Source organism: Streptomyces sp. NPDC047917 (assembly GCF_043204345.1).
In the GTDB taxonomy this organism is placed as follows: domain Bacteria; phylum Actinomycetota; class Actinomycetes; order Streptomycetales; family Streptomycetaceae; genus Streptomyces; species Streptomyces sanglieri.
The window spans coordinates 751,476-772,345 of sequence record NZ_JBIDCA010000001.1; the positions used below are offsets into that span (position 1 = coordinate 751,476).

Sequence of the window (20,870 nt, forward strand, 5' to 3'; positions counted from 1 at the left end):
GCCGATGACCGCGCCCGCCCGGCCCAACTCCACGCCTCCCGGCCGGGCGGCGCGCACCTCCCGCTCCTGCTCCGTGTCATGCACGTGCCCTTCCCCCACCCGAGGAATCAGCCATGACCCCAGAACCGACCGAAGGCCCCGGCGACGACCGCCGGATCAGCCGCAAGACACTGCTCAAGGCCGCGCTCGTGGCCGGAGCCGTCCCGCTGCTCGCGGGCGGCGGCGTCGCGCTGGCCCGCGACGCCGGCACCAGTGGCCGGCCGCTGGCGCCCACGCCGAACTGCGACGACGGCGACGGCCCGACCCACGAGCAGATCGAGGGGCCCTACTTCAAGCCCAACTCCCCGCTCCGTACGAGCCTGGTGACCGCGGGCACGCCCGGCGTCCCGCTGACCGTGAGCGGCTATGTCTTCGGGCGGAGCTGCAAGCCCGTCCCCGGAGCGCTGCTGGACTTCTGGCAGGCCGACACCAACGGCGCGTACGACATGAGCGGATTCGCCTTCCGCGGGCACCAGTTCACCGACCAGGCCGGGGCCTTCAGCCTGACCACGATCGTGCCGGGGCTGTACCCGGGGCGCACGCGTCACATCCATGTGAAGGTCCAGGCACCCGGCTCGGGCATCCTGACCACCCAGCTGTACTTCCCCGACGAACCGCGCAACAACACCGACTCGATCTTCGACCCGGCGCTCCTGATGAACGTCCGGGAGATCGGCTCGGGGCGGGAGGGGACGTTCGACTTCGTCCTCGACGTCGACCAGGGGCCGACCGTTCCGCCCACCGATCCGCCGACCGACCCGCCCGGCTCCACCTGGGCGGCCGGGACGCTCTACAGCGCGGGAGACCGCGTCACGTACGGCGGCGCCACGTATCGCTGTCTGCAGGCGCACTCGGCCATGGCCGGCTGGGAACCGCCGAACGTCCCCGCGCTGTGGGAACGCGGGTAGACAGGCAGCTCAGTGGGGGGTACGCCGCTGCGCGGGCGCGCTCCCGGGGACTCCTCCCCGGGGGCGCGCTCCGGACAGCGGAGTAGCCTGGAGGCGTACGGCTCCCGGTGAGCCGCTCGTGTCGGCCTGCGCATCGAAGGGGGCCGGTATCGCATGGACACCCTGGTCACGGTCGTGGTCGTCCTCGCGATGATCGCGATCGCAGCGTTCGTCATCCATCTGCTCAACGCCCGGCACCGGCATCAGCATCTGCGTCCGGCGCACTACGACCACGGGCTCGCGGGGTTCGGCGAGGGCCCGGGCACCGCACCGGGGTCCGCCCCGGGCACTACTTCGCGTCCGAATAACGCTCCACCACCGCCGTAGTGAACGGGAAACGCACCGGTGTCTCACCGAAGGCGGTCCGCCCGGCCAGCTCACCGGCCGCCCGGATCGCCTCCACGACGGTCTCCGCCTCCTCCCGGGGGCAGTGCACGATCACCTCGTCGTGCTGGAAGAAGACCAGCTCCGCCCGCAGACCCGCCGCGCCCAGCGACCGGCGCAGTGCGGCCAGGAGCAGCAGCGCCCAGTCGGCCGCGCTGCCCTGCACCACGAAATTGCGCGTGAAGCGGCCCCGCGCGCGGGCGTTCGACGACGCGTAACCGGGGGTGAACCCGCCGTCGGCCAAGGGCAGGCCGGCACTCTCCTGCGGGATGCCGGCCTCCTCGTCGGCCCCGCTCCCGACGGCGGGAGGGCTGGTCCGGCCCAGCCAGGTCCGCACGAGACGGCCGTCCTCGCCGGCCTTCGCGGCATCGTCGACATAGGCCACGGCCAGCGGGAACCTCCGGCGCAGGGCGGCCAGATTCTTCAGGCCGTCGCCCGAGGTCTGGCCGTAGACGGCGCCCAGCAGCGCGAGCTTGGCATGGTCCCGGTCGCCGTGGAACGCCCGGTCCGACAGTGCCGTGTACAGATCGCCGTCGTGGCCCGCCACCTCCATCAGGCCGCGGTCGCGGGAGATCGCCGCGAGCACCCGGGGCTCCATCTGGTCGGCGTCCGCGACGACCAGGCGCCAGCCCTCGTCGGCGACGACGGCCCGCCGTATCACCTTGGGGATCTGGAGCGCCCCGCCACCATTGGTCGTCCAGCGGCCGCTGACCGTGCCGCCCGGCAGGTACTCGGGGCGGAAGCGGCCGTCGCGCACCCAGTCCTGGAGCCAGCTCCAGCCGTGCGCCGTCCAGATCCGGTACAGCTTCTTGTACTGGACGAGGGGCTCCACCGCCGGGTGGTCCAGCTCCTCCAGCTCCCAGCGGCGGGTGGACTTCACCTTGATGCCGGCCTGCGCGAACGCCTTCACCACGTCGGCGGGGAGGTCGGGGCGGACCCGTCTGCCGAAGGCCGCGGACACCTCGTCGGCCAGCTCGGCCAGTCTGCGGGGCTCGCCGCCACCCGCGTAGCGCTCGCCGAGCAGCTCGTCCAGGACCTGCCGGTGGACGTCGGCGCGCCAGGGCAGACCGGATCTGTTCATCTCGGCGGCGACCAGCATGCCGGCCGACTCGGCGGCCGTGAGCAGACGCATCCTGCCCGGGTGCGCGGCGGCGTCGTGCCTGCGGAGCTGGTCGGCGTACACCTGGAGCAGGTCCTCGAAGGGGAGCCGGGTGCCGGAGCTGGGCTCGAAGAGCGAGGACTGCGAGCCCGGCTCGGCGGAGCGGGCCGGAGGGTCGGGGGGTACGGGGGCGCCGCGCAGGCGGGCGTGGGCGGCGGCCGCGGAGCGGGGCTCACCGAGCCGCCCCTCGTGGGCGAGGAGGATGGATTCGGCGACCTCGATGTCGTAACAGCGGTCCACGGGGACGCCGGCCGCGAGCAGCCGCGGGTAGATCTCGGCGCTGGACCGCCACACCCAGCGGGTGACGCCGGGGCGGGAGCGGACCGCCGCGACCAGGTCGGGTTCGGCCACGACGGGGGCGGCGGGCAGGCCGGTGGGGCCCAGCGGGGCGAGGAGGGCGCCGCCGGTCTCCGTCATGGCCAGGGCCCACCGTTCGGTCATGCCTTCGAGTCTGGCACCCGGCACTGACAGCGGACGGTGGGCGGGCGGTGCGTGTCCCCCCGGCCCGCAGATGCCTGGCGGGCTCCGGGACCGGGGGACCGGAAAGTGTCAGGACTCGGACTCGCTCGTCCAGGTGCCCAGCGAGATCTCGGCGGTGATGCCGGGGCCGAAGCCGGCCATCAGACCCCGGTGGCCGTCGAGGGCCGATGCCTCGTCGAACATGCGGCCGAGGGCATCGAGCACCACGGCGCTGGCTATGTTGCCGTACTCGGTGAGCGTGGCCCGGCTGAAGCGGAACGCCTCGGGCGGCACGTCCAGGAAGTGGCTCAGGTCGTCCAGGATGCGCGGGCCGCCCGCGTGGATGATGTAGAAGTCCATCTTTCCGGCGTTCCACTGGTTCTCCTCGGCCACCGCCTCCAGGGCCGGTGCGAGGGGCTCCATGGTGCCGGGCACCCGCTTGTCGAGCTGGAAGTGGAACCCGGTGGACCGGACCGCGTAGGAGATCCAGTCCTCGGTGGCCGGGATGACGTACGAGCCGTTGCGTTCCAGACGGACCCCGGTGCCGCCGTTGCCCCGGAGCACGACGGCGGCTATGCCGTCGCCGAACAGCCCGTTGGACAGCAGCGATCCGACACCCAGGTCGGTGGGCTGGTAGCAGAGCGAGCAGAACTCGCAGGCCACGATCAGCACATTGCCGTCGGGGTACGCGGTGCAGAAGTCGTGGGCCCGGTTGACCGCCGCGCCGCCCGCGGCGCAGCCGAGCTGGGCGATCGGCAGCTGCCGGGTCTCCGGCCTGAAGCCCATCTCGCCGATGAGCCACGCGGTCGGCGGCGGCATCATGAAGCCGGTGCAGGAGACGTAGACGATCAAGTCGATCTGCCTCGGCTCCAGTTCGGCCTGGTCGAGCGCGCGGCGCACCACCTCGGGCACCCGGGCCTTGGTGTGTTCCTCGTAGGTGACGCTGCGGGCGTCGAAGCCCGGATGCTGCAAGACCTTGTCGATCGGCTGGATCAGGTGCCGCTTCTGCACCCCGGTGTGTTCGATGAGACGAAGGACCAGGTCGATCTGCGGGTGGTCGCCGTGCAACCGTTGAGCCAGGTCGAGGGTTTCCTCGTTGGTGATGACGTACTCGGGAACCGCGATGGCCGGCTTGCAGAGAACCGCCATGGAACTCCTCCTAGCGGGCATGGTCCAACACGGCCGGGCCCGAAGGGTTCCGGGGCTTCCCGGCCGGAGGCGGCCACCACGGTTCCGCACGCGCGACGTTGCGCGGATGTGGATTCACTGGTGGATTCCGGCGCCGGGTCAGGTACCCCTGGAACGGGCGCGGACGGGCCGACCGTCGAAGACTGACGTTCTAGCCGTGCGTGGGCGGAAGTGGATCCGCCACGGCTTGGGTGGCCGTCGGAATCACGGTACGGCAGGCGGGTCGGGGCCGCACGCCGAGCACCCGCCGGGGGCGCTGCGCGGGCGCCGCGGAGGGCGCCGCGGAGGGCGCCCGGCGCCGGTCGGGGCCCGGAAGAGGCCGGAACGGGGCCGGCCCCCGGCCGGCGGCCCGGAACGGTCCCGGTTGCCGCCGGCCGGGGGCCGACGCATCATCGATGACGGCTGTCGGAGCGCCCGGTCACCAGGTGACGGGCAGTTCGAGGGGATAGCGCCAGATCGACGTCCTGTTCCAGCGCACCTCCTCGGCCGGAGCCGCCAGTTTCAGCGCGGGGAAGCGCTTCAGCAGCGTCCCGATGGCGATCTGGAGCTCCGTGGCCGCGAGCGGGGCACCGAGGCAGTGGTGCCCGCCCCACCCGAAGGTCATGTGGGACGGTCCCTGCCGCTCCAGGTCCAGCTCGTCGGGGCGGTCGAACTTCCGGCCGTCGCGGTTGGCCGTCAGATAGGAGACGTGCACGATGTCCCCTTCCCGGATCCGTACGCCGCTCAGCTCCACGTCCTCCAGGGCGACCCGGGGGATGCCGACGCCCTTGCGGAAGGGGATGAAGCGCAGCAGCTCCTCGATGGCCTGCGGGAGCATCTCGGGGCGGTCGCGGACCATGGCGAGCTCGTCGGGCCTGGTGAGCAGCGTGTAGGCGATGTTCCCGATCTCGTACGTGGTGGTGTCCTGGCCCGTGATGAGCAGGACCATGGCCATGACGGTCAGTTCCTGGTCGTTGAGGATCTCGTCCCCGTCGCGGGCGGTGGCCAGCGCACTGATCAGGTCGTCGCCCGGGTCGGCGCGCCGCTCGGCGGTCAACGTCTCGAAGTAGGAGCGGAGATCGGCCTTGGCGCGTACCGCGGCGGGCTTGTTCTCCACGGTGGTGTCCATCATCGTCCGGGCGTGGGCGCGCAGTTGGGCGCGGTCGGCCTCCGGGATGTCGAGGACCTCGCAGATGGTGGTCAGGGGCAGCGGGGCGGCCAGATGCTCGAACAGGTCGGCCGGGGCGCCGTGCTCCTCCATCCGGTCCAGCAGCTCGTCGACCACGTGCTGGGTGCGCACCCGCATGCGCTCCAGGTGGCGGGGGGCGAAGCCCTTGGAGATCAGGCTGCGCAGCCGGCTGCTTCCCGGCGGGTCCATCACGTTGATCGCCTCGTCCTGCACGATCGGTTCGGGGGTCATGCGCGGGAAGTTCCGGCCGATGATGGCGGTACGGCTGAAGCGCCGGTCGGTGGTCACCGTACGCACGTCGTCGTAACCGGTGACGAGCCATGCCTCGCCGTCGCCGTGCGGGAGGCGGATGCGGGAGACGGGCTCTTCGGTCATCAAGTGCCTGAGCACCGGGTCGAATTCGAGGGCCTCGGCGTAGTCGAACGGGCAGTGCCGTGCGCCGGCTACTGGTTCCATGCGGAGCTCCAGAGGGGGATCTGACGGGTGGTTCACGAAATCGCGGGCCTGGACGGGACATGGGTGCCCGGTCGTCCTCTGGGCCACGCGCCGTCCCGGGCCGATTGGTCCATATGCAGAACGGATCGGACGATGCCGGTCGCTGGACCGGCGCAATCCGGTCCGGCGGCCGGCGGGACGGGCGGTGACCGCCGGTCCGTGACCGGTCTCAGCCGCCCGGTACGACGTCGGTGGCGTCCACCGCGCGGCGCAGCGCACGGGCGAGCCGCACGCCGTCGTCCACCGCCCAGAAGTGGGTGAAGAACAGGCGGGGGTCCTCCGACAGATGGTGGTTGTGCAGTTCGACGAGCTTGATCCCGCCGCTCCGCAGCGCCTTCAGTACGTGCGGGACCTCGTCGGCGCGCATGACGCAGTCGCCGCTGAGCGCGGCCCGGCCGCCGCCGACCGGCTGGAAGTTGAACGCGCTGGTCGAGCCCAGGCCGGGCGGCAGGATCAGATGGCCGTCCGCGACGGTCTCGCGGCGCACGAAGAGGATCTTGTAGAGCCCGTCCTCGACGGAGCCCTTCGCGCCCAGCGCCGCCTCCATCCGGGCGATGTCCAGGTCGACCGGGGTCGACCGGTCCGGGGCCACCGCGGGCGGGGTGCCGGTGCGGTCGAATCCCGCGCGCAGCCCGCGGGCCAGGGCCACCGCGTCGTGGCCGTGCCCGTGGACATGGGCCCACCAGAGGTCGGGGGTCTGGGCGAGCAGGTGCTTGTGGAGCGCGGTCTGCTCGATCCCGTGCGCCTGCCACGCGTCGATCACGTGCTGGAGCTCGTCCTCGGTGACCACCACGTCGCCCATGACCATCGTGCTGCCGTCGGCGTAGCGGACGAAGGCCACGTGTGTGCCCAGTGCCAGCCCCGGGGTGACGACGACGCCGTCGGAGACCACCAGCAGATCCCGCCGGGGGAAGCCCGTGTGGTACATCGTGCCGCGCAGCATGTTGCCCTCGCGGCCCAGCGCCTTCGCGACGCCCGCCCAGTGGCCCAGCTCCGTCGGTACCGGCTTCACCCGCTTTCCGTGCCCCGCCCCGGTCGTCCCGGTGGACAGGCCGCGGGCGGGGGCGGGGCTCGTCGCGGTCAGTACCGGCGCGAGCGCGGCGGCTGTCAGCACGCGCCGCCGTGACGTGATCGCCCGTGCGCCGCGCGGGTCCTGCTGCCGGTCTCCGGTCATCATCCGATCGCCTCCATTGGTCGCCTTCATGGCGAGATGAAAGCATGCGAAATCATGATGAAAGGATGAAAGCGGATACATCGTCAGCGGGTGGGCCTGGATGGACTAAGCGCGCCTTCCGGCCGGGCCCGGTCGGGACCGTCCGTCCCTGGGGTCCGGCCGGTCGTACCCCGCCGCACCACCCTGCCTACCCTGACCTCATGGAACCGGTGATCGACCAGGCATTCGCGGCGGCCCTCTACTCGGACGGCGACGCCGGTCTCGACACCGGCGCCTCCCTGCTCGCCGCCGGCCCGGCGGCCGACGCGGAACTGTTCCGGCGCGGTGAGGAGTTCGTCCGCCGGTCCTGGGAGCGCGGCTGGCAGCCCGCCGATGTCGTACGCCTGGTCCGCCGCGACCTGGACGAGACGGCGGCCGGACTCGCCGCCGGGCTGATCGTCTCGGAGACCGCCCGGTACGAGCGGCTGCCGCCCCGCTGGCAGGGCCAGCTCGACGCGCTCCCCGCCGCGCCGCCCCGCAACCGGCCGGACCGCTTCTCCTACGCGTCCGCCGTGCTCGGCCTGTACCGGCTGCTGCTGCGGCTCCCGTCGATCGAGCCGGTCGGGCCGCCGCCCGGCGCCTCCCCGCACGGGCTCCACCTGCCGCCGGCGCACGACGAGCCCCGGATGCTGACCCGGATCCGCGCCCTGCTCGCCAAGGCGGAGGCGACCGGCTTCCCCGAGGAGGCGGAGGCCCTCACCACCAAGGCGCAGGAGCTGATGGCCCGGCACTCCATCGACGAGGCCCTGCTCGCCGCCCGTACGCACAGCAAGGAGGCGCCGGGGGCGTGCCGGATCGGGGTGGACGCGCCGTACGAGACGGCGAAGGCGATCCTGCTCGACGCGGTCGCCGCCGCGAACCGCTGCCGCGCGGTGTGGAACAGCGACCTCGGCTTCTCCACGGTGGTCGGCTTCGAGCCGGACCTGGACGCCGTGGAGCTGCTGTACACCTCCCTGCTGGTCCAGGGCACGGTGGCGATGGCCAAGGCGGAGGCGGGCCAGCGGGCCGGCGGACGCCGGCGGACCAAGACGTTCCGGCAGTCGTTCCTGATGGCGTACGCCCAGCGGCTGGGCAGCAGGCTCGCCGCCGACACCGCCCGCGTCACCGCCGCCGGGGCCGGGACCGGACCGGTGGGGCCCGGCGACCCCGCGCTGCTCCCGGTCCTCGCCGCCCGCGACATGGCTGTCACGGACACCGCCGAACGGATGTTCCCCGAGACCACGACCACCCGGGTCCGGGGCGCCACCGACCTGGACGGATGGACCCACGGCACGGCGGCGGCGGACCGGGCCCGGACGGGCGGCAACGGCCCGGAGCTCCGGGGCGGCCGGGGCGACCGCTGAGGGATCGGCGAGTACCGCGGGGCGACCCCAAGGGCTGTCCCGCAATTCCTGGCGGGCGCACGACGACAGCTACGGCACCTCGCCGCGTTGTCGGAACGCCCGAATACATCCAGTATTCAGGCGTCCCTACGCCTTGCGATGCACCGCATCCGACGCCGCGCACTGTTCCACCAGGAATTGCGGGACAGCCCTTGGACCGCGGCCGGGACGGCCTCCCGCCCCGGCCATGTCCCACTCCCGACAACTCGGGCCAATCGGGAATTCCGGTTAGGCTCTCGGCATGAGCTGGCTCCGGGCGCTTAAGGAGACCGCCCGCTCGGGGCTGTCGATCGAGCGGCGCCGTCTCGAACCGCTCATCGCGGTCCGAGGTGCGGCCGGACTCGCCCTGGTCATCGGGGTCAGCCTCGCGTTCTTCGGCCCGGTGGTCGCGGCGAGCTCCGCGTTCGGCGCGTTCCAGGCGGCCATCGCCACCTTCCAGCGCAGCTGGCGCCCCCGGCCCGTACTCGCCCTGGTCTCCGGGGCGAGCCTCGCCGTGTCGACGTTCCTCGGCTATCTCACCGGCTCCCGGCTGCCGCTGTTCCTCGCCCTGCTGGTCCTCTGGACGTTCGTCGCGGGACTGGCCTGGGCGGCGGGCCCGACCGCCGGCATCATCGCGGCGTCCAACGTGGCGATCATGCTGGTCACGGTCACCCTGCCCACCTCCGTCGCCAACTCGGCCGTGCACGCCGTGATGATCCTCTTCGGCGGGATCGTGCAGGCGGCACTGATCGTCCTGTTCCCGGTACGCAGATGGGGCGCCCAGCGCGACGCCCTCGCCGACGCGCTGGCCGCCGAGGCCGACTACGCCCGGCGGCTGCGCCACGACCCGCTCGCCCCCTTCGACCCGGTACCGCTGATGACGGCCCGCAGCGCGGCGGCGGTCACCCCGCGCCAGGCCCGCCGCCGGCCGCCCGAACTGCGGGGCTCCCGAGGGGTCGCGGAACGGATCAGACCGGTGCTCGCCTCGCTCGCCGATCCGTCCCTGGGAGTGCCGGACGAGGGACCGGAGCGGGAGAGGGTCCGTGAGCTGCTCGCCGCCGCCGGATCGGTGCTCGACTCGGCGGCCCGCGCGATCCGGCACGGCGACCCGGTCGAGCTGGCCCCGTCCGCCGTCGCCACGCTGAAGACCCCGGACACCGGAACGCTGCTCACCGGCCCGCCGCGCCGGGCCGCCGACCGGCTCGGCGCCCTGCTCTCCGACGTCATCGAGACGGCCGAGGGCGAGGGGACGAAGGAACAGGACGCCAGGGCGGAGGAGGCCGCCGAGGCCATCAAGGCCCCCTCGGACGGGACACCCCCCGCCCCGCACCGCCGCCGTCCCACCCTGCTCCGGCTGGTCCCCGTCGTCGGCAGGGCGATGCGCGCGGAGCTGCGCCCGGGGTCACCGATCCTGCGGCACGCCGTCCGGGTGTCCGTCGTCGCGGCCGTCGGCTATCTCATCGGCACCGCGCTGCCGTTTGGCCACGGCTACTGGGCTCCGATGGCCGCCGTCATGGTGATGCGACCGGAGTTCTCCCAGACCTACGGGCGGTCGGTGGCCCGGTTCGGCGGCACGATCGTCGGCGTCTCGCTCGCCACCGCGATCGTCCAGACCGCCCATCCCGGAGTGACCACGGCCGCGGTGCTCTCCGTGTTCTGCGCCCTGCTGATGTACCTGCTGATGGGCACGGGGTACGTGGTCGGCCAGGCCTGCGTCTCGGCGTACGTCGTCTTCCTGCTCGGGATGGCGGGCGACGACTGGTCGCAGACCGTGCTCGAACGGGTCGTCCTCACCCTCGCGGGCGGCCTGCTCGCGATGACCTCGTACGCCCTGTACCCGGCCTGGGAGACCCCGAGGCTGCGCGGCAGGCTCGGCGACTGGCTGAAGGCGGACGGGCGGTACGCGGCCTCGGTCGTCGACCAGTACGCCGAACCGGCCGAGCGCGGCCACGACGACGTGCGCTCCGCGCTGCTCGACACCCGTGAGGCCCGGGTCGCCTGGCAGGAGGCGCTGGCCACCGCCCAGCACGAACCGGTGCGCAACCGGGGCCTGTCCCGCGCCGCCGCCGACGAAACCCAGCACGCGCTGGCCCAGCTGGGCCGGGCCGCGATGCTCCTGGAGGCCCACCTGCCGGGCGGCAACGCCACCCCCGAACCGGACGCGGCGCACCTGGCCGAGGCGCTGCGCCGGGCCACCGAGCAGGGGGCGAAGGCGGTGCGGGAGCGGAAGGTGCCGGACTGGACCGAGGTGCGCGAGGCGCTGGCGGAGTGGGACGCGCGGCAGCTCGCGGACGAGGGGCGGACGGACCCCTTCGTGCGGGAAGGGGCCCATCTGCTCCTCGAAGCCCTGGAGGAGTTCTCCCGGGGACTGGACGGAAAACCGAAGCCGAAGCCGAAGGCGGCGCCCGGGGCGGACAACCCACCCGAGAAGGAGGCGGGTTGACCGGACCGGGCGCCGGGCGTCAGGGAGCCGTGGTCGGCAGGTCGGCCAGGTCCGGCAGACCGGACGGCAGGGCGCCCGGGTCGGTCTTGGCCAGGGTGTCCTCGATCCCGCCGGCCCAGGAGACCACGACGGTCTTCCCGTCGTTGGACTCGATGGTCCCCGCGGTGCGGTCGTCGCCGCCGTCGACACACTTCAGCGTGAGCGTCACCTTGCCCGTGCCCTGCACGGTGCCCGTGCAGGCGTGCTGTTCGGTGACGAGCGCGGCCTTGCCCGACGACACCGACAGGACGACCGCCTTGCCACCGGTCCTCCCGGCCCAACCGCCTTCCAGCGCCGCCGCGTTCGTCGCGGACCCGTTGTCGTCGCCGGACGACTCGCCGGACGATCCGCCGGGCTGGTCCGAAGCGGTGGATCCGCTCGGTGTGTCGCTCTTCTCGCTGTCGCTGCCGCAGCCGGTCAGTGCCGCGGCGGAGAGGATTCCGGCAGCGATCACCACGCCGGTCCGTACGAGCCTGTGCATCTGTAATTCCCCCTCGTTGACGAAAGACCGGGCCAAGTTATCAGCGGGTTCCGGCGGGATGGAGAGCCCGACCCGGGGTAGACGCAGCCGAAACGGCGTCCGCTGCGTCTGTACATACGGAGTAAAGCTGTAATCACGGGAACACCCCGCGTGCACGTGCATCCGCGCATGCATCTGCGCATGCAGGGAAATTTGAACAGAGCTATGATCCGAGACAGTTGACACTTGCACCTTGCAACTCGGGGAGCGTCCTGTGCACCACGTGTACAACGGCATGGCGGCCACAGAGCTTCGCGGAGTCGTCTGGCAGAAGAGCAGACACAGCAACTCCCAGGGTTCCTGCGTGGAGTTCGCGAAACTGCCCGACGGAGATGTGGCGATGCGGAATTCGCGCCACCCCGACGGGCCGGCGCTGGTCTATACGCCGGCCGAGATAGAGGCACTGCTGCTCGGTGTGAAGGACGGGGAGTTCGACCACCTCATAGCGGGCGGCTGAGCGCTCCCCGCGGGCCGGTGTCCGGCCCGGACCGCCGGCCGCTCGTCGCGGCCGGACGGATCAGATGCCGTCGGTGAGCCGGAACAGTGCCCAGACCACCTTGCCGCGCGACGACGCCGGCGCGTTCGGGCCCTCGGCCACCGGCGAGGGATGCCAGCCCCACGAGTCGCTGAAGGACTCCACGAGGAAGAGGCCGCGGCCGGATTCCGCGCAGTCCGGTGCCTCGGAGGCGATCGGGCTCTCCTGGCTGGGGTCGCGCACCGCACACACCAGCCGCGAACTCCAGCGCATCAGATGCAGCCGTACCGGGGGGTCCTGGGACTCCGGCCCGGCGCCGTCCGAGGGCAGGGCGTGCCGCAGGGCGTTGGTGACGAGTTCGGAGACCACCAGTGCGACGTCGTCGAACCGGTCGGCGAGCCCCCATCCGGTCAGCGTCGTCCGGGTGAACCGCCTTGCCCCGCCCACGGCTTCGTAGCGGGCGGGCAGTGTGCAGGTGGCCGATCCGGAGACGCCTGAGGGATCGATGGGGGGAAGCCCCTGCCGTAACGGCGCGAGCATCGTCGATCCATTCGTCCCCATGCGAGGCACTCCCGGGATTCGCGGCTGTATCAGAACTGCGGGGGGTACAGCGGCACAACACGAACGAGCACGCAGGTGCGCGAGCCCCATGGTTCCCAATGCGTAGGGCAGATGCAAGGGCAGATGCACGTGCACGCGCCTGACCTGTCCGAACCCGTGCCGGTTCTTGGTCATTTCTTCCTGCGCGTATTTTCACAGCTTTCTGGAAGGCTTCTCATTTCCGTAATCGAATGAGTACGGGCTGAAGCGTTTTGGTGGCAGAATCCGGCACTTGGGGTTCAGGGGGGAGCCCCGATGCCAGGGAAGCGATGGGGAGGACCGGGCCAGTGGCGGCAGGCGAGTCGAGTGGATCTGTGGTGCGGCGCATCCTGCTGGGCTCGCAGCTCAGGCGGCTGCGCGACTCGCGCGGCATCACCCGTGAGGCGGCCGGCTACTCCATCCGGGCCTCCGAATCGAAGATCAGCCGCATGGAGTTGGGACGGGTGAGCTTCAAGGCCAGGGACGTCGAGGATCTGCTCACGCTCTACGGAGTCACGGACGAGGCGGAGCGCGATGCCCTGCTCGGCCTGGCCCGTGAGGCCAACGTGGCGGGCTGGTGGCACAGTTACGGCGATGTGCTGCCCGGCTGGTTCCAGACATACATCGGACTGGAGGGAGCGGCATCGCTCATCCGGGTGTACGAAGTCCAGTTCGTCCACGGGCTGTTGCAGACCGAGGCGTACGCGCACGCGGTCGTCACCCGGGGCATGGGCGCCGCGCCCGCCGTCGAGATCGACCGCCGGGTGGCGCTGCGGCTGGAGCGTCAGAAGGCCCTCGTCTCCGAACGTGCCCCCCATCTCCACGCCGTACTGGACGAGGCGGCGCTGCGCCGGCCGTACGGCGACCGCGAAGTGATGCGCGGGCAATTGCGGCATCTGATCGAAATGTCGGAACAGCCCAACGTCACTCTCCAGGTCATGCCCTTCAGTTTCGGCGGGCATGCCGGCGAGAGCGGTTCTTTTACGATGCTGCGATTCCCTGAATCCGATCTGTCGGACATTGTCTATTTGGAGCAGCTGACAAGTGCGCTCTATCTGGACAAGGCCGAAGAAGTCGCGCAGTACGAAAAGGCCATGGTGCGGCTCCACGAGGACAGCCCGGGGCCCGAGGAGAGCCGCGATCTGCTCCGTGGTCTACTCCAACTCACCTGATTCGTCAGTACGATGACGGTTCGACGGGAGTTGCACCTGAGTCAAGGGATCTGCATGTCCTTCTTCTACGAGCTGGCCGACCAATACATCGACGGTGAGTGGCGGACCGGAACCGGCTCGTGGGACATCATCGATTTCAATCCCTTCGACGGGGAGAAACTCGCCGCGATCACCATTGCCACCGCGCGGGAGGTCGACCTGGCCTACCGCGCCGCCGAACGTGCCCAGCGCGCCTGGGCCACCACCGGAGCGTACGAGCGTCGCGAAATCCTGGAACGCGCGCTGCGCGTCACCGGGGAACTGCACGACGACATCGTCGAGGCGATCATCGACGAAATCGGCTGCACCCGGGTCAAGGCGGAGTACGAGGTCCGGGTCGCCGGGGAATTCCTGCGCGACGCGATCCGTCAGGCGCTGCGCCCGCCCGGCAGCCTGCTGCCCGCCCTTGCGGACGGCAAGGAGAACCGCCTCTACCGGCTGCCCGTCGGCGTCATCGGTGTGATCAGCCCGTTCAACTTCCCGTTCCTGGTGGCGATGAAGTCCGTCGCACCGGCTCTCGCGCTCGGCAACGCGGTCGTCGTCAAGCCCAACCAGAACGCCCCGATATCCGGCGGCACCCTGATCGCGAAGATCTTCGAGGACGCCGGACTGCCCGCCGGACTCCTCAACGTCGTGATCACCGATGTCGCCGAGATCGGCGACGCGTTCATCGAGCATCCCGTGCCCCGGGTGATCTCGTTCGCCGGCTCGGACCGGGTCGGCCGCCATGTCGGTGCGGTCGCGGCCGGGCACTTCAAGCGGACGATCCTCGAACTCAGCGGCAACAGCGCCCTGGTGGTGCTGGAGGACGCGGACATCGACTACGCGGTCGACGCCGCGGTGCACAGCCGCTTCGTCTACCAGGGGCAGGTCTGCATGGCCGCCAACCGGATCCTGGTGGACCGCCGTGTCGAGCGGGAGTTCACCGAGAGGTTCACCGCCGCGGTGGCCGCGCTGAAGACCGGTGACCCGCGCGATCCGGAGACCCGGATCGGCCCGGTCATCAGCACCTTCCAGGCCGACGCCCTGACCGCGCTGGTCGACCAGGCGATCGCCGAGGGGGCCACCGCGCTCGTCCGGGGCCGGACCCGCGGCAACCTCGTGGAGCCGACCGTGCTCACCGGGCTCCCCGACGGCTCACCGCTGCTGTCCCAGGAGATATTCGGCCCGGTGGCGCTGCTGCTGACGTTCGACGGCGAGGACGAGGCCGTACGGATCGCCAACGACACCCCGTACGGGCTGAGCGGTGCGGTGCACACCGGCAGCACCGAACGCGGGGTGCGGTTCGCGCGGCGGATCGTCAGCGGGATGTTCCACGTCAACGGCTCGACCGTGCAGGACGATCCGCTGGTGGCGTTCGGCGGCGAGAAGTCCTCCGGCCTCGGCCGGCTGAACGGCGAGGCGACCGTCGAGGCCTTCACCACCCAGCGGTGGATCTCGGTCCAGCACGGCCGGACCGCCTTCCCCTTCTGATTTCCGTGCCTCCTCGTCATCGAGGACAGAAGCTGACCGCATCGGGCCGTAGCTTGTTCGGTGTCAGGCAGAACCGGCACAAAGCATCGAGGCGGTCATCATGGTCACTCACGTTCCCTCGGAAACCTCCGGCGACGAGCGCGGCATGCTCCTCTCCTTCGTCGAGGCCCAGCGCGGGGCGATCCGGCGCTCCCTGATCGGACTGACCGAGGAGCAGGCGGCGAGCCGCCCCAGTGTCAGCCAACTCTCGCTCTCCGGGCTGCTCAAGCACGTGGCCGAGACCGAGCTGAACTGGCTGCGGATGGCTCAGCAGCAGCCGAACGAGGGCGCCCGCGTCGAGGAGACCTGGGCGGACAGCTTCCGGCTCGTCGGCGACGAGACCGTGGCGCAGATGCTGGAGTTCTGGGACGGCATCGCGGCCGAGACCGAGAAGTTCATCCGCTCGGTGCCCGACATGAGCGACACCTTCCCGCTGCCCGAGGCTCCCTGGTTCCCGAAGGGGGAGCGGTGTTCGATGCGGTGGCTGCTGGCCCATCTCGTCGAGGAGATCGCCCGGCACGCCGGGCACGCCGACATCATCCGGGAGTCCCTGGACGGCCGGACCGCGTTCGAGCTGATCGCCGAGGCGAAGGGCTACTCTAATCAAAGTTGAGTAGAAGGGGTGCGTGAGATGTCCGCGATCCGGCTGCTGGTCCTCTGCGCCGTGCGCCAGCACGGCCGGGCGCACGGCTATCAGGTCCGCAACGACCTGGAGTACTGGGGCGCGCACGAGTGGTCCAACGCCAAGCCGGGGTCGGTCTATCACGCACTGAAGCAGATGGCGAAGCAGGGACTGCTGCTCGCCCACGAGACCGCCCCGAGCACGGCGGGCGGCCCGCCCCGTACCGAGTACGAGATCACCGGGCGGGGCGACGAGGAGTACTTCACGCTGCTGCGCGCGGCGCTGACCTCGTACGACCAGAAGCCGGACGTGCTGTCGGCGGCGCTCGGCGGGATCGTCGACCTGGAGCGGGCCGAGGCGGTCGCGCTGCTCAAGGAGCGGGTCGCCGGTCTCGCGGCCTGGCGGGCCACGGTCACGGAGTACTACACGCCTCAGGACGGGCCCGAGTCGATCGGCCACATCGGCGAGATCATGAACATGTGGGTCCACTCGGCGGACGCCGGGGCCGAGTGGACGCGCGGACTGATCGCCCGCATCGAGGGCGGGGCGTACACCTTCGCGGGGGAGGGCGAACCCTTCGTCGGAGTGCTCGCCGAGGGGCAGGAGAACCCCTACGCGACGGGTCGCTGAGCCCCGGCCGGCCGGCCGGCGCCTCAGTGGTGGAACGAGGTGGCCATCTCCCGGTCGTGGCTCAGCGGGTGAGCCTGGCGGCGCAGGTCGGGAAGGATCAGGTCCAGGTCCTCCAGCAGCAGTTCGGCGAGGTCCGAGGAGAAGCCGTTGCGGCACACCACCCGCAGCACCGCCAGGTCCTGCCGGTTGGCCGGGAAGGTGTACGCCGGTACGCGCCAGCCCTGTTCCCGCAGCCGTCGTGACACGTCGAAGACGTCGAAGGCCGTCACGTCCGGTGCGGTCGTCAGCGCGAGGACGGGCAGCTGGTCGCCCCGGGTGAGGAGCCGGAAGTCGCCGATCGCCCCGATCCGCTTCGCGAGCCCGCAGGCCACGTCCCGGGACGCCTGCTGGACGGCCCGGTAGCCCTCCCGGCCCAGCCGCAGGAAGGTGTAGTACTGCGCCACCACCTGCGCGCCCGGCCGGGAGAAGTTCAGCGCGAAGGTCGGCATGTCGCCGCCCAGGTAGTTGACCCGGAACACCAGCTCCTCGGGCAGTTCGGCGGGCGAACGCCACAGCACCCAGCCGACGCCCGGGTAGACCAGGCCGTACTTGTGCCCGGAGGTGTTGATGGAGGACACCCTCGGCTGGCGGAAGTCCCAGGACAGGTCCTCGTCCAGGAACGGCGCCACCATCGCCCCGGAGGCCCCGTCCACGTGGACGGGGATGTCCAGGCCGGTGCGTTCCTGGAGGGCGTCCAGTGCCGCGCACAGCTCCGCGATCGGCTCGTAGGAGCCGTCGAAGGTGGAGCCGAGGATGCCGACGACACCGATGGTGTTCTCGTCGCAGAGGTCGGCCGCGGCCTGCGGGTCGAGATGGAAGCGGTCGCCCTCCATCGGGACCAGCCTCGGCTCGACCTCCCAGAAGTTGCAGAACTTGTCCCAGCAGACCTGCACATTGATGCCCATGACCAGGTTAGGCCGGGCTGACGCGGGATAGCGGTCGGCGTTCCTGGCCGCCCAGCGGCGCTTCAGCGCCATTCCGGCGAGCATGCAGGCCTCGCTGGAACCGGTCGTCGAACAGCCCACGACGGCCGAGGGATCGGGGGCGTTCCAGAGGTCGGCGAGCATCGCCACACAGCGCCGCTCCAGCTCGGCGGTGCGCGGGTACTCGTCCTTGTCGATCATGTTCTTGTCGCGGCACTCGCCCATCAGGATCCCGGCCTGGGGCTCCATCCAGGTGGTGACGAAGGTGGCGAGGTTGAGCCGTGAGTTGCCGTCGAGCATCAGCTCGTCATGGACCAGGCCGTACGCGGTCGACGGCGGCATCGGCCCGTCGGGCAGCCGGTGCCGGGGCGGCGCCGACTCCATGCCCGCGGCCGGGTCGGCCTCCCCGTAGAACGGGTTGAGGGCGAGCCGGCGGCGGGGGTCGGAGGGTTCGGTGCTCTGGGGCGAGCCCTTGTGGAGTGGCATCGGGGCGGCCCTTTCAGTGCTCGGCGGCCAGGCCGTCCTTGATGGCCCGGGTGAACTTCACGACCCGCTCGGCCTGGACCCGGGCGGCGGTCAGGGTCTGCTCGCCGACCGGGATGTCGCCCTGGCCGGCCACGTGCGAGGTGCCGTACGGATTGCCGTCGACGAACTTCGACGGGTCCGTGTAGCCGGGGGCGACCAGGATGCCGCCGAAGTGGTGGATCGTGTTGTAGAGCGCGAGCAGCGTGGACTCCTGGCCGCCGTGCGCGGTGCTGGTGGAGGTGAAGCCGCTGTAGACCTTGTCCGCGAGGTGGCCCGCCTGCCAGAGGCCGCCGAGGGTGTCGAGGAACTGCTTGAGCTGGGAGGTGACGTTGCCGAACCGGGTCGGCGATCCGAGGATCACGGCGTCCGCCCAGATCATGTCGTCGGGCGAGGCCTCGGCGATGTCGGCGGTGGCCCTCGCGTTGGCCGCCCAGGCCGGGTTGGAGTCGATGGCCGCCTGCGGGGCCAGCTCACCGGCCTTGCGCAGCCGCACCTCGGCACCGGCCTTCTCGGCGTACTGCGCGACGGCCTTGGCGATCGTGGCGACGGTTCCGGTCGACGAGTAGTAGATGACGGCGACGTTGACGGGCGTGGGCATGGCGCGAACCTCCGACGGACCTGACGGAATGAATCCGGACGAATCCATACGGTTGCGACGATACGGAAGGGGTGGGCATCCGGCGCGTCGGACGGCACTCCGGCTCACTTCGACGGCACCCCGGCTCACTTCAGCGGCGTACCGTCCTCGCGCAGCTGCATCTGCGGCCGCCCGGTCACCAGCAGCCACACGGGCAGCGAGGCGACGCACAGCAGCGGCAGTACCGCCGCGTCGCCCACCAGCACCGCCGCGGTGAACAGGCTCAGCCAGCCCTGCCGGGTGATGGCCAGCAGCACCCCCAGCACCCCGCAGGTCACCGCCAGTGCCACCGGCACCGAGGTGACCAGGGCATGGGCGCAGAGCCCCAGCGCGACGCCCACGAAGACGGCGGGGAAGATCCGACCGCCCCGGAAACCGCAGCTCGCCGCGATCACCAGCGCGGCCGTCTTCACCACGGCCATGACCGCGAACTGCCCGGCCGGCCACCCGCTCGGGTCGGCGGCCAGCTCCTTCACCTCGTCGAGCCCCTTGAACAGGGTGAGACGGCCGCCCAGCGCGCCCAGCAGGCCGAGCAGCAGCCCGCCGGCGGTCAGCGCCAGGACCGGGTGCCTCAGCGCCCACAAGCACCGGTGCACATACGGGAAGGCGTACACCGCCAGCAGGCCGAGCACCGCCCCGGCGAGCGCGACGACGACGGAGGAGAGCAGGTCGTCCCAGTTCGTGCGGGTGTAGGGCGGCAGTGACAGGTCGAAGCTCGGATGGGCCAGCAGGGTCATGGTGAGCGCACCCGCGGTGCCCGCCGCGAGCGGGCCGAAGAGGCGGTCCCAGAGCGCGCCCGGTTCGGCGCGGGAGGCGAGGATCTCGGACAGGATCAGCGCGGCGGCGACCGGGGTGCCGAAGAGTGCCCCGATGGTGCCGGCCGCGGCGAGCGAGAGCCACATCGCCGCCGGTGTGCCGGGCAGGAAGCGGCGGCCGAGCCAGCAGGCCAGCGCGATGTTGGCGGCCGTGATCGGGTTCTCCGGACCGAGGCTGACCCCGCCCGCCAGGGTCAGGACCGTGACCAGCAGCAGCCCCGGGACCACCCCCGGCGGCAGCGGCGGATCGACCAGCCCGGTGGTCGCCGGATCGGGGCCCGCGTGACCGGGCACCGCCCGGACGAGCAGCCCGACCACCAGCCCGCTCGCGGTGAGCATCACGACCGTCCAGAGCACGGAGTAGCGGCCGACGGAGAGCGCGTCGGGGAGCGTCCCCCAGAGCACGTCCTGAAGCCTCTCCGCGAGCAGGCTGATGCCGAGCAGGACGAGGGCGCAGAGAACCCCGACGGCCAGTGCGGGCACGATGACGGGCAGCAGCCGCCGTACGGGGGTGGGCTCGGGGGCGGATCCGGCGAGGGCGGGGGATTCGGTGGCCACCGGCTCACCATAACGGCGTAAAAGGAACATAACTCATCAGATGGCACCGAGGGTGGTGCCGATTCGGACTTGCACCTCACGTCACGTCAGGGCCGAGGCTCAGGACGTACCCGATCGGAGAAGGGAGCGGGGAGCCATGGAGTACCCCGTGGGACAGGTCGCCGGATTCGCCGGAGTCACGGTGCGCACCCTGCACCACTACGACGGCATCGGACTGCTCTCGCCCAGCGGGCGCAGCCGGGCCGGGCACCGCCGTTACGACGACGGCGATCTCGACCGGCTCCAGCAGATCCTGTTCTACCGGGAACTCGGCTTCCCGCTCGACGAGATCGCGGTACTGCTCGACGATCCGGGAGCGGACCCGCAGGAACATCTGCGGCGCCAGCACCGACTGCTCTCCGACCGGATCACCGAGCTCAGAAGGATGGCCGACGCCGTCGAGACAGCAATGGAGGCACGGAAGATGGGCATCAACCTCACGCCCGAGGAGAAGTTCGAGGTCTTCGGGGGCAAGGACCCCGAGGAGCACGCCGAGGAGGCCGAAGCCCGCTGGGGCGGCACCGACGCCTACGCCGAGTCGCAGCGCCGGGCCGCCCGGTACACCAAGGACGACTGGAAGCGGATGCAGGCGGAGGTCGCCGAGTGGAGCGCCGCCTACGCCGCGCTGGTGGAGGCCGGGGAGCCGGCCACCGGTGAGCGGGCGATGGACCTGGCCGAGGCCCACCGGCTGCACATCGGCAAGTGGTTCTACGAGTGCTCCGCCGAGATGCACCGGGGGCTCGGCGGGATGTACGTGTCCGACGAGCGGTTCCGGGCGTTCTACGACTCGATGCGGCCGGGCCTGGCCGAGCATCTGCGGGACGCGATCGACGCCAACGCCCGGCGCCTGGCGTGACCGCCACGGGGGCGGGGGCGGCCGGACGACGACC

Annotated in this window: 19 protein-coding genes; 10 read left to right on the plus strand and 9 right to left on the minus strand. The window is 71.4% G+C overall.

Annotated elements, in window-relative coordinates:
• Positions 1-113: 113 nt before the first annotated feature.
• Together ACGF8B_RS03325 and ACGF8B_RS03330 are read left to right on the plus strand one after the other, a co-directional pair.
• Positions 114-947 carry a carbohydrate-binding protein gene (locus tag ACGF8B_RS03325; protein ID WP_392734275.1) on the plus strand — a complete coding sequence of 278 codons (834 nt, stop codon included), beginning with the start codon at positions 114-116 and terminating at the stop codon, positions 945-947.
• A 153-nt stretch (positions 948-1,100) separates the two neighbouring features.
• Positions 1,101-1,313, plus strand: coding sequence for a hypothetical protein (locus ACGF8B_RS03330; RefSeq protein WP_392734276.1), 213 nt, complete (start codon positions 1,101-1,103; stop codon positions 1,311-1,313).
• On the opposite strand, the gene ACGF8B_RS03335 is transcribed toward ACGF8B_RS03330, so the two are convergent.
• From ACGF8B_RS03335 to ACGF8B_RS03350, 4 genes are all read right to left on the minus strand, one after another.
• Complete coding sequence (locus ACGF8B_RS03335) at positions 1,276-2,970, minus strand: bifunctional 3'-5' exonuclease/DNA polymerase (protein WP_392734278.1); 1,695 nt, start codon at positions 2,968-2,970, stop codon at positions 1,276-1,278. The two genes, ACGF8B_RS03330 and ACGF8B_RS03335, sit on opposite strands and share 38 nt — an antisense overlap.
• A gap of 108 nt (positions 2,971-3,078) precedes the next feature.
• Positions 3,079-4,137 (minus strand): type III polyketide synthase, encoded by a 1,059-nt coding sequence (locus ACGF8B_RS03340; RefSeq protein ID WP_392734279.1) that lies wholly within the window; start codon positions 4,135-4,137, stop codon positions 3,079-3,081.
• 457 nt (positions 4,138-4,594) lie between these two features.
• Positions 4,595-5,800: a cytochrome P450 gene (locus ACGF8B_RS03345; RefSeq protein WP_342284314.1), complete on the minus strand. Its 1,206-nt coding sequence runs from the start codon at positions 5,798-5,800 to the stop codon at positions 4,595-4,597.
• Between the two features lie 208 nt (positions 5,801-6,008).
• Positions 6,009-7,016, minus strand: a complete 1,008-nt coding sequence (locus tag ACGF8B_RS03350) for a DUF1259 domain-containing protein (RefSeq protein ID WP_392734282.1) — start codon at positions 7,014-7,016, stop codon at positions 6,009-6,011.
• Between the two features lie 197 nt (positions 7,017-7,213).
• Here ACGF8B_RS03350 and ACGF8B_RS03355 point away from each other — a divergent pair, with 197 nt between their 5' ends.
• Positions 7,214-8,395 carry a DUF2786 domain-containing protein gene (locus ACGF8B_RS03355; RefSeq protein WP_392734284.1) on the plus strand — a complete coding sequence of 394 codons (1,182 nt, stop codon included), beginning with the start codon at positions 7,214-7,216 and terminating at the stop codon, positions 8,393-8,395.
• A 280-nt stretch (positions 8,396-8,675) separates the two neighbouring features.
• On the plus strand, positions 8,676-10,856 hold the full coding sequence (locus ACGF8B_RS03360; RefSeq protein ID WP_392734286.1) for an FUSC family protein: 2,181 nt from the start codon (positions 8,676-8,678) through the stop codon (positions 10,854-10,856).
• A 19-nt stretch (positions 10,857-10,875) separates the two neighbouring features.
• Here ACGF8B_RS03360 and ACGF8B_RS03365 read toward each other — a convergent pair whose 3' ends face one another.
• Positions 10,876-11,376: a hypothetical protein gene (locus ACGF8B_RS03365; protein ID WP_392734288.1), complete on the minus strand. Its 501-nt coding sequence runs from the start codon at positions 11,374-11,376 to the stop codon at positions 10,876-10,878.
• Positions 11,377-11,629: 253 nt separating this feature from the next.
• On the opposite strand from ACGF8B_RS03365, the gene ACGF8B_RS03370 reads away from it, so the two are divergent.
• The gene (locus ACGF8B_RS03370; RefSeq protein WP_037690973.1) at positions 11,630-11,872 is read left to right on the plus strand and encodes a DUF397 domain-containing protein; all 243 of its coding nucleotides are present in this window, start codon (positions 11,630-11,632) and stop codon (positions 11,870-11,872) included.
• Positions 11,873-11,932: 60 nt separating this feature from the next.
• On the opposite strand, the gene ACGF8B_RS03375 is transcribed toward ACGF8B_RS03370, so the two are convergent.
• The gene (locus ACGF8B_RS03375; RefSeq protein WP_392734290.1) at positions 11,933-12,451 is read right to left on the minus strand and encodes an ATP-binding protein; all 519 of its coding nucleotides are present in this window, start codon (positions 12,449-12,451) and stop codon (positions 11,933-11,935) included.
• 308 nt (positions 12,452-12,759) lie between these two features.
• Between ACGF8B_RS03375 and ACGF8B_RS03380 the strand changes: the two genes are divergently transcribed.
• The 4 genes from ACGF8B_RS03380 to ACGF8B_RS03395 all read left to right on the plus strand — a co-directional run bounded on the left by ACGF8B_RS03380 (position 12,760) and on the right by ACGF8B_RS03395 (position 16,444).
• Complete coding sequence (locus ACGF8B_RS03380; RefSeq protein WP_259927850.1) at positions 12,760-13,641, plus strand: helix-turn-helix transcriptional regulator; 882 nt, start codon at positions 12,760-12,762, stop codon at positions 13,639-13,641.
• A gap of 54 nt (positions 13,642-13,695) precedes the next feature.
• Positions 13,696-15,153, plus strand: coding sequence for an aldehyde dehydrogenase family protein (locus tag ACGF8B_RS03385; RefSeq protein ID WP_392734293.1), 1,458 nt, complete (start codon positions 13,696-13,698; stop codon positions 15,151-15,153).
• Between the two features lie 100 nt (positions 15,154-15,253).
• Entirely contained in the window at positions 15,254-15,805 is a 552-nt protein-coding gene (locus ACGF8B_RS03390) for a DinB family protein (protein WP_392734295.1), read from the plus strand.
• A gap of 18 nt (positions 15,806-15,823) precedes the next feature.
• Positions 15,824-16,444, plus strand: coding sequence for a PadR family transcriptional regulator (locus ACGF8B_RS03395; RefSeq protein WP_392734472.1), 621 nt, complete (start codon positions 15,824-15,826; stop codon positions 16,442-16,444).
• 23 nt (positions 16,445-16,467) lie between these two features.
• Here the strand turns inward: ACGF8B_RS03395 and ACGF8B_RS03400 are convergent, their stop codons facing one another.
• The 3 genes from ACGF8B_RS03400 to ACGF8B_RS03410 all read right to left on the minus strand — a co-directional run bounded on the left by ACGF8B_RS03400 (position 16,468) and on the right by ACGF8B_RS03410 (position 19,941).
• Positions 16,468-17,892, minus strand: a complete 1,425-nt coding sequence (locus ACGF8B_RS03400; RefSeq protein ID WP_392734297.1) for a glutamate decarboxylase — start codon at positions 17,890-17,892, stop codon at positions 16,468-16,470.
• 13 nt (positions 17,893-17,905) lie between these two features.
• Positions 17,906-18,529, minus strand: coding sequence for an NAD(P)H:quinone oxidoreductase (gene wrbA, locus ACGF8B_RS03405; protein ID WP_392734299.1), 624 nt, complete (start codon positions 18,527-18,529; stop codon positions 17,906-17,908).
• Positions 18,530-18,654: 125 nt separating this feature from the next.
• Positions 18,655-19,941, minus strand: coding sequence for an ion channel protein (locus ACGF8B_RS03410; RefSeq protein WP_392734300.1), 1,287 nt, complete (start codon positions 19,939-19,941; stop codon positions 18,655-18,657).
• Between the two features lie 136 nt (positions 19,942-20,077).
• Here ACGF8B_RS03410 and ACGF8B_RS03415 point away from each other — a divergent pair, with 136 nt between their 5' ends.
• The gene (locus ACGF8B_RS03415) at positions 20,078-20,836 is read left to right on the plus strand and encodes a MerR family transcriptional regulator (protein WP_392734302.1); all 759 of its coding nucleotides are present in this window, start codon (positions 20,078-20,080) and stop codon (positions 20,834-20,836) included.
• Positions 20,837-20,870 lie beyond the last annotated feature (34 nt).

What these genes read in the sequence shown, in the direction of transcription:
- ACGF8B_RS03350 (WP_392734282.1), bottom strand. Translation starts at nt 7,016, where the DNA reads ATGATGACCGGAGACCGGCAGCAGGACCCGCGCGGCGCACGGGCGATC.
- ACGF8B_RS03385 (WP_392734293.1), top strand. Translation starts at nt 13,696, where the DNA reads ATGTCCTTCTTCTACGAGCTGGCCGACCAATACATCGACGGTGAGTGG.
- ACGF8B_RS03400 (WP_392734297.1), bottom strand. Translation starts at nt 17,892, where the DNA reads ATGCCACTCCACAAGGGCTCGCCCCAGAGCACCGAACCCTCCGACCCC.
- ACGF8B_RS03365 (WP_392734288.1), bottom strand. Translation starts at nt 11,376, where the DNA reads ATGCACAGGCTCGTACGGACCGGCGTGGTGATCGCTGCCGGAATCCTC.
- ACGF8B_RS03380 (WP_259927850.1), top strand. Translation starts at nt 12,760, where the DNA reads ATGGGGAGGACCGGGCCAGTGGCGGCAGGCGAGTCGAGTGGATCTGTG.
- wrbA (WP_392734299.1), bottom strand. Translation starts at nt 18,529, where the DNA reads ATGCCCACGCCCGTCAACGTCGCCGTCATCTACTACTCGTCGACCGGA.
- ACGF8B_RS03395 (WP_392734472.1), top strand. Translation starts at nt 15,824, where the DNA reads ATGTCCGCGATCCGGCTGCTGGTCCTCTGCGCCGTGCGCCAGCACGGC.
- ACGF8B_RS03375 (WP_392734290.1), bottom strand. Translation starts at nt 12,451, where the DNA reads ATGGGGACGAATGGATCGACGATGCTCGCGCCGTTACGGCAGGGGCTT.
- ACGF8B_RS03330 (WP_392734276.1), top strand. Translation starts at nt 1,101, where the DNA reads ATGGACACCCTGGTCACGGTCGTGGTCGTCCTCGCGATGATCGCGATC.
- ACGF8B_RS03345 (WP_342284314.1), bottom strand. Translation starts at nt 5,800, where the DNA reads ATGGAACCAGTAGCCGGCGCACGGCACTGCCCGTTCGACTACGCCGAG.
- ACGF8B_RS03325 (WP_392734275.1), top strand. Translation starts at nt 114, where the DNA reads ATGACCCCAGAACCGACCGAAGGCCCCGGCGACGACCGCCGGATCAGC.
- ACGF8B_RS03415 (WP_392734302.1), top strand. Translation starts at nt 20,078, where the DNA reads ATGGAGTACCCCGTGGGACAGGTCGCCGGATTCGCCGGAGTCACGGTG.
- ACGF8B_RS03355 (WP_392734284.1), top strand. Translation starts at nt 7,214, where the DNA reads ATGGAACCGGTGATCGACCAGGCATTCGCGGCGGCCCTCTACTCGGAC.
- ACGF8B_RS03340 (WP_392734279.1), bottom strand. Translation starts at nt 4,137, where the DNA reads ATGGCGGTTCTCTGCAAGCCGGCCATCGCGGTTCCCGAGTACGTCATC.
- ACGF8B_RS03360 (WP_392734286.1), top strand. Translation starts at nt 8,676, where the DNA reads ATGAGCTGGCTCCGGGCGCTTAAGGAGACCGCCCGCTCGGGGCTGTCG.
- ACGF8B_RS03390 (WP_392734295.1), top strand. Translation starts at nt 15,254, where the DNA reads ATGGTCACTCACGTTCCCTCGGAAACCTCCGGCGACGAGCGCGGCATG.
- ACGF8B_RS03335 (WP_392734278.1), bottom strand. Translation starts at nt 2,970, where the DNA reads ATGACCGAACGGTGGGCCCTGGCCATGACGGAGACCGGCGGCGCCCTC.